The following is a 1,564-nucleotide window of genomic DNA, read 5'->3' on the forward strand; positions in this document are numbered from 1 at the left end:
GTGCCCGTAAAGCGCGTGATCGACTACAACGTGAAGGTCCGCGTGAAAGCGGACGGATCGGGTGTCGATCTGGCGAATGTGAAGATGTCGATGAACCCGTTCGACGAGATCGCGGTGGAAGAGGCGATCCGGCTGAAGGAGGCCGGCAAGGCCGATGAGGTGATCGTCGTGTCCATCGGTGTGAAGCAGGCGCAGGAGACGCTGCGCACCGGGCTCGCCATGGGCGCGGACCGGGCGATCCTGGTGGTCGCCGCCGAGGATGTGCACGAGGATATCGAGCCGCTGGCGGTGGCGAAGATCCTGGCGAAGATCGTCGAGCAAGAGCAGCCCGGTCTGGTGATCTGCGGCAAGCAGGCGATCGACAACGACCTGAATGCCACCGGCCAGATGCTGGCGGCGCTGGCGGGTCTGGCGCAGGCCACCAATGCCAATTCGCTCGAACTCGACGGCGACAGCGCCGTGGTGGCGCGCGAGGTCGATGGCGGCTTGCAGACCATCAAGGTGGGCCTGCCGGCGATCGTGACCACCGATCTGCGGCTCAACGAGCCGCGCTATGCCTCTCTGCCCAACATCATGAAGGCGAAGAAAAAGCCGCTCGAGGAGAAGACGCCTGGCGATTACGGCGTCGATGTCAGCCCGCGGCTTGAGATCGTCGGCACGGCGGAGCCTGCGGCGCGCAAGGCGGGCGAGATGGTCGGCTCGGTCGATGAGCTGATTGCGAAACTGAAAGACGCGGGGGCGGTGTGATGGCGGTTCTTCTTCTGGCAGAGATCAATGACGGCGCGCTGGCGATGGACGCCACCGCGAAGGCGGTGAGCGCTGCGATGGCGCTTGGCGAGGTCACCGTGCTGGCGGTGGGCGCGTCTGCCAAGGACGCGGCGGCAGAGGCCGCGAGTATCGCGGGCGTGGCCAGGGTTCTGGTGGCGGAGGATGCGCTTTACGGCCACCGCCTGGCAGAGCCGGTTGCGGCGCTGGTTGTGTCGCTTGCGGGCGATTACAGCCATATCGTGGCGCCGGCGACGACCGATGCCAAGAACATCCTGCCGCGCGTTGCGGCGCTTCTCGATGTGATGGTTCTGACGGATGTCACCTCTGTGGTTGATGTGGATACGTTCGAACGGCCGGTCTATGCGGGCAATGCCATGCAGACGGTAAAATCGAAGGATGAAAAAAAGGTTATCACCTTCCGGACGTCGACCTTCGACGCGGCGGCGACCGGCGGGTCTGCGCCCGTTGAGGACGTTGCGGCGGGCGAGAACCCGGGGCTGTCCGAGTGGGTCGAGGACAAGCTGGCCGAGAGCGACCGGCCGGAGCTGACCTCGGCGGGGATCGTGGTCTCCGGCGGGCGCGGCGTGGGCTCGGAAGAGGATTTTGCGATCATCGAAGCGCTGGCGGACAAGCTGGGCGCCGCCGTGGGCGCGTCGCGGGCGGCGGTGGATTCGGGCTTTGCGCCGAACGACTGGCAGGTCGGTCAGACGGGCAAGGTCGTGGCGCCGGATCTGTATATTGCGTGCGGGATTTCCGGGGCGATTCAGCACCTTGCGGGGATGAAGGACAGCAAGGT

2 protein-coding genes are annotated in these 1,564 nt (G+C 65.7%); both read left to right on the plus strand.

The window, feature by feature from the left end; genetic code table 11:
- On the plus strand, positions 1-747 hold a 747-nt coding region (locus tag I6N89_RS25305; RefSeq protein ID WP_236016835.1), incomplete at its 5' end, for an electron transfer flavoprotein subunit beta/FixA family protein.
- On the plus strand, positions 747-1,564 hold an 818-nt coding region (locus I6N89_RS25310), incomplete at its 3' end, for an electron transfer flavoprotein subunit alpha/FixB family protein (protein ID WP_207020967.1). The genes I6N89_RS25305 and I6N89_RS25310, both read left to right, overlap by 1 nt.

It is taken from the genome of Salipiger abyssi (genome assembly GCF_017311415.1).
GTDB classification, from domain to species: domain Bacteria; phylum Pseudomonadota; class Alphaproteobacteria; order Rhodobacterales; family Rhodobacteraceae; genus Salipiger; species Salipiger abyssi_A.